The 5,609-nt window shown below is 70.4% G+C and carries 2 protein-coding genes; one reads left to right on the top strand and one right to left on the bottom strand.

Going from position 1 to position 5,609, the window contains the following annotated elements; translation table 11 throughout:
* A partial coding sequence (locus ACWELQ_RS36540) for a pentapeptide repeat-containing protein (protein ID WP_452401588.1) occupies positions 1 to 4,711 on the bottom strand: 4,711 nt, incomplete at its 3' end.
* 75 nt (positions 4,712 to 4,786) lie between these two features.
* On the opposite strand from ACWELQ_RS36540, the gene ACWELQ_RS36535 reads away from it, so the two are divergent.
* A partial coding sequence (locus tag ACWELQ_RS36535; protein ID WP_452401587.1) for an SLC13 family permease occupies positions 4,787 to 5,609 on the top strand: 823 nt, incomplete at its 3' end.

Here is a 5,609-nt window from a genome sequence, read left to right as displayed (position 1 = left end):
CGAATTGGTCGTCGGCGACGGCGAGCTGGGTGCCGTCCGGCCGGAAGGCGAAGGGCCAGATGGAACCGGTGTGGCCGGTGAGCCGGTGCAGGGGCGCGCCGGTGCGGCCGTCGCGCACGTACACCGCGCCCGCGGTGTCGCCGGTGGCCAGCATGTCGCCGGCGGGGTCGAAACCCAGCCAGTGGATGCGGGCGTCGCCGTGCTCGGTGTGCTGCGTCAGCTGCTCCCCGGTGCCGGTGTCCCACAGGCGGATTCCACCGGTGGTGTCGCCGCTGGCCACGATCGGCTCGACCGGATGGAAGGCCACCGCGTAGACGATGTCGCGGTGCCCGGCCAGCTCGTGCACCCGGGTTCCGGTGTCCGGATCCCACAGGCCGAGCGCGCCGCCCGCGCCCGCGACGGCCAGCAGGTGGCCGTCCGGATCCCAGCAGATCCGCCGCACCGGGCCGGGCGCGCCCTGGAAGCCGCCGATCTCGCGGCCGGTCGCGCGATTCCAGACGCGCACGGCGCCATCGTGATACGCGGCCGCTACCCGGTCGCGGTGCGGCGCGATGCTGTAGATGCGTTGCGGCACACCGTCCGGCGGCGGGAACTCGTGCACCGGTTCGCCGTCGGGCAGCTGCCACAGCCGCAGCGTGCCGTCCGCGTCGCCGGTGGCGAGCAGTGTTCCGGCGCTGTCGGTTTCGAGCGGCCACGGCCAGTTCCGATGTCCGGACAGGATCTTTCGCACCGCGCCGCTGGCGGCGTCCCAGATCCGGACCGTGCCGTCGGCGGACCCGGTGACCAGCACCTTCTCGGTGTAGGCGACGGCGAAGGTGCGGGCGCGATGCCCGTGCAGGGTGCGCAGGGTCCGCCCGGTGTCCGCGCCGTAGACCACCACGCTGCCGGAATCGCAGCCGATCGCGACGGTGCCGCCGTCGGGGCTGAAGGCCAGCGGCCGCGGCAGCCGCCCGCTCTGCGCGTCCACCCCGTGCTTGACTCCGATTGTGGCGGGGGCGAATTCGGTGCGCGGCGGGGTGCCGGGCACCCGGCCGGACCCGGCCAGATCGGTGCCGATCGGCGCGCCCACCACATCGAGCAGGGCGGCACGGGTCCAGCGGCTGCCCTCCCCGCGCATGCCGGTGAGGTCGGTGCGGGCCAGCCGGGCCCCGGTCAGATCGGCACGGCCCAGATTGGCGCGGACCAGTGACGCCTGATCCAGATGCGCCCGGTGCAGCCGGGCCCCGCGCAGGTCGGCGTTCTGCAGATTGGCGCTGACCAGTTGGACCTCGGTCATATCGGCTCCCCGCAGATCCGCGCCCACCAGGGACGCCTGGTCGAGTTGTGCGCCCACCAGCCGCACCCCGTGCAGCACGGCGTGGTCGAGCACCGCGCCCGAGAGCCTGGCCTCGGTCATGTCCGCGCCGGTGAAGTCGAGCCGCGAGAGATTGCGGAACGACAGGTCCTCGCGTGACAGGTTGAGTCCGCGCAGGTCCTCGTGCGGAGAGATGCGCAGCCGGGCGGCGACGCGCGCGGCATTGGTGCGGGTGATCTCGTGCTCGGACGGATCCGCCTGTACCCGTTCGACCCAGGTCCGCAGCGCGTCGATCGGGGCCAGGTCGCAGAGGAATTCGACGGCGAGCGGCTCCAGCTGCGCCTGGCCCAGGGCCGCGGGCGCGGTCGCCCCGTCGGCGAGTTGCCGGGCCACCTGGTCGGTGACCAGCCAGTCCCGCACCGAGGAGTGGATGAATCCGAAGTGGTTGTCCTCGCCGCGCACGATGAGGCTGCGCGAGCCGAGGGTGTGCACGAACTGGGCGGCATTGAGGCGGGTCGCGTCGATCCGCTCGACGGCGGCGTTCGCGACCTCGGTCAGTTCGGCCAGGCTCAGATAGGGGCGGCCGGTCTCCCACACCCGCAGGGCGAAATACGTGACGGCGAGCCACAGTTCGCCGATTCGCAGCGTGGGCTGCGAGCCCGCGCGTTCGGGGGAGCGGTCGATCTCGTAGGTCAGCCAGGCGGTCAGGATCTCCCGGTAGAGCCGGGTCGGGCCGATGATCTGCTGCGCCCCGGCCGCGGTGCGCAGGCGTTGCTCGTCGAGGTCGGCGATGAAGCTGAGCATGCGTGGATTGCGGGCGAGTTCCAGCAGATCCGGGATGCCGCGCAGCAGTCGCATGCGGGCATCCGCCGAAGGACCGCCGGTGCCATAGCGATTCACCAGGAAGGCGTGCACCTGTTCGTGGGTGAAGTTCTCGACGCCGAGGATGTAGCGGTCGGGGTGCGGCTCGTCCTGGGTCTGCAGCGCCGCGGCGATCTGGTCGTAGGACTTGAAGTGCTGGGTGCGGCCCGCCACCACCACCTTGGCCCGGCCGGTCGCGGCCTGCAGCAGGGTGGCCATGTGCTCGGCGGCGGTGTCGTAGTTGAGCCGGGTCAGCAGTTCGTCGAAGCCGTCGAACAGCAGCACCACCCGGCCCTGGGCCAGCATGTAGCGCAGGGCGCGCAGGTCGATGCGGGATTCGCCGTTGTTGGCCAGGTGCGCGGCCAGTAGGGTGTCGAGGGAGCTGGTGCGGTCCAGATTGCGCAGTTCGATGAGGATGGGGACGAGGTCCGCGCCGGATTCGGTGATGCGGCGGGTCAGCTCGCGCAGCGCGAAGGTCTTGCCGAGCCCGAAATCGCCCAGCAGCAATACGAATCGGCCGTCGTCGGCGCTCACCAGCCGCAGCAGCTCGGCGACCAGATCGTTCTGCACCTCCCGGCCGCGCGGCGCCAGCATCCGGAAGCGTTGCGGCACATAAAGATCGGCGGCGTAGGCGGTGTCCGCGCGCAGGCGGGCCGACTGCTGGCGCACGTAGCCGTCCAGATTGGCGAGGCCCTGGAAGTCGGCGAAGCTGCGGATGCGCACGCCCTCGGCGGCCGCGCGGTCGCGCAGGTCCGGGTCGGGATCGGGGCCGAGGTAGATGAGCTGGGAGCCGGGTTTCGGTTGCGGGCCCAGGAAGCCGTCGAGGACCTGCCCGGTCACCTCGCCCACGTGCGCGCCGATGATGAGCTGTTCGATCACCGGATCGGAATTGATGGTGACCAGCAGGTACGGCGGGTCGGAGGTGGTGCGCCGGATGCGCGCGTCCGGGTAGCGCACCTGACAGACCTCGGTGACCTGCTCCAGCAGCAACTCGTGCGGCCGCACGGTCTCACCGGCCAGGGCGGCGCTGGGACGCGGTGGTTGCGGTGGGGCGGGGAGTTCCCGGGCCGGGGCTCGGCCGCGCAGGGCGACAACGGAATTCGCCCAGTCCACGGCCTGTGGCGCGGGCGGGTCGGCGGCGTCGTCGAGACGGTACCGGGTCACGCCGTCGGCGGTGAGGTGGATGAGCTCGGCCTGTCCGGGGGCGGGGGCCGACAGCACGGGCAGGGTGCCGCCGTGGTGCGCCACCGAGCGGCCCGCCCGGCTGGGGCCGCGCAGCAGCAGGTTCAGGCGCGGACCCAGCCGCCGGAAGACGGCCTCCGCATCCCGCAGCACGCGCGGATCATATTGCGACGTCACCGATCCGGGCGCGGGATCGTGGCTGATCACGCCCAGCCGGAACCAGCCCTGCGACTCGTAGGCGCGCAGTTGCCCGGCGAACCAGTCCTTCTGGCGGGTGCCGATCCAGCCGTAGTTGTCCTTGTCCTCGTGGGTGGCGGCCATGGTCGAGTTCAAACCGGCGACCACCAGCCGCAATTCGGGGATCGGGAACAGGGTCCAGGGCTGGCCGACATCGAAGACGAGATGATCCAGCCCCCGGTACAGGGCGGTGAACATCTGCTCGAACAGCTTCAACTTCGCGTAGTACGGCTGCACCGGCAGCCGGTCGTAGGCGGCGCATTCACGGAAGTAGGCGTCGCAGGCGAGCCGCGAGATGTCCTGGTTGCCGGGCACGATGACCACCCGGTCGGGCTCCAGTTTGAGCAGCACCCGCAGGCCGCTGAGAAACGAAGTGGCCTTGCGGAATTCGGTGGGATGGGCGGATTCGGTGAGATCGCCGCTGACCACGATCAGATCCGGCGGCGGCGCGCCCGCGTCCACCAGATCGGTGACCGCGCCGTAGATATGGGATTGCAGGCCCTCCGGATCGCTGGGGATGTCGGCGGACGGCAGCCCGCGCCCGAAGCGTGGACCCGAGACATGCAGGATCGACAGTCCGGCGGGCGCTCCGTGCGCCGCCGTGTCGCCGGGAAAGTCCGGCGGTGACAGAGGTCGCCGCCGCACCGCCTCGAGATCGGTTGCCGGTGACCAGATGTCATCGGCCCGCGGTTCCAGCGCCCGCCGCGGCGTCCACCGCTCCGACAGCAGCCGCTCCACCCGCTCGAACACCTGCCGGCGGACCTGCGCCGCCTCGCCGATCCCGTCCACGTCCAGAAACCCGACCCCGGACGGCAACCACTCCATCGCACATTCCCCGACGCGAATCGCCAGCAGCTTGCCTGGGTCCACCTCCAGCGCGGCCTGCCATTCCCGATTCGCATGCCGCGACGACACATAGTTGCGCGTCACCACCGCCACGACCAGATCGGATTCCCGCACCCCCCGCTGCACGAACTCCCCATAGTTCGTCCCCGGATCGAAGTCCCACGCCGCCAGCACGGTCCGATACCGTGCTTCCGCGTGTTCCAATTGCCAAGCCAGCCAAATCGCCCACCGCTCATCGGCGGGTGAATAACTGACAAAGATCGACCGAGACTGCCCACCCCACAGCGTCACCCTGCCAGTATCCCGCGCTCGGGCCGACCTCGCCGATCCTTTCTCGATGCCCGACAGAAAGGGGCCCGATCGGCCATGCGCTGGCGACCGAGCGTGCTGGACACCGTCCGGATCGGACTGTTGGTCGTCGGGTTGTTGTGTGTGGCAACGGGACTGCTGCCACGCGCCGACGCCGAGGCGAATATGCGGCGGATCGCGCCGTTGCTGTTGTTCCTGGGCAGTGTGATCGTGCTGGCGAATCTGGCGCGGCGGGCCAAGGTGTTCGATGTGATCGCGCATCGGCTGGCGATCATGGCGGGTGGGAATTACGTCGGGTTGTTCCTGCTGTGCGTGTTGTTCGCGTCGGCCACCACGACGGTGCTGAATCTGGATACGACGGCGGTGCTGCTGACGCCGGTGATGCTGGCGCTGGCGGTGCCCGCGCGGATTCCGCCGCTGCCGCTGGCCATGACGACGCTGTGGCTGGCGAACACCGCGAGTCTGTTGTTGCCGGTGTCGAATCTGACCAATCTGCTGGCGGCGGATCGGGTGGCGTTGGACGCGACCGGATTCGCGGCCAGAATGTGGCTGCCGCAACTGCTTTCGATCGCCATGACCATGGTGTGCCTGTGGTGGTGGTACTGGCGGCGGGACCAGCGGGGGACCGACCGCTACGTGGTGCCGGAACCGATTCGCCCGGCCGACAACCGCGAACGGGTGCTGCTGTACGCGTCCGGGGGCGCGTGCCTGCTGTTCGTGCTCGCGATTCCGTTCGTGGGGGATCGCATCGGACTGGCGGCCGCGGCGGCGGCGGTCATCGTGGTGCTGGTCTTCGCGGTCTGCGATCGGTCGGCGCTGCGCTGGTCGCTGTTCCCTTGGCAGCTACTGGTTTTCGTGTCCGGCCTGTTCCTGGTGGTGC

This window comes from Nocardia sp. NPDC004722 (assembly GCF_053601505.1).
The sequence above is the reverse complement of the archived record's forward strand: the minus strand, read 5'-3'. Positions and strand labels throughout refer to the sequence as shown.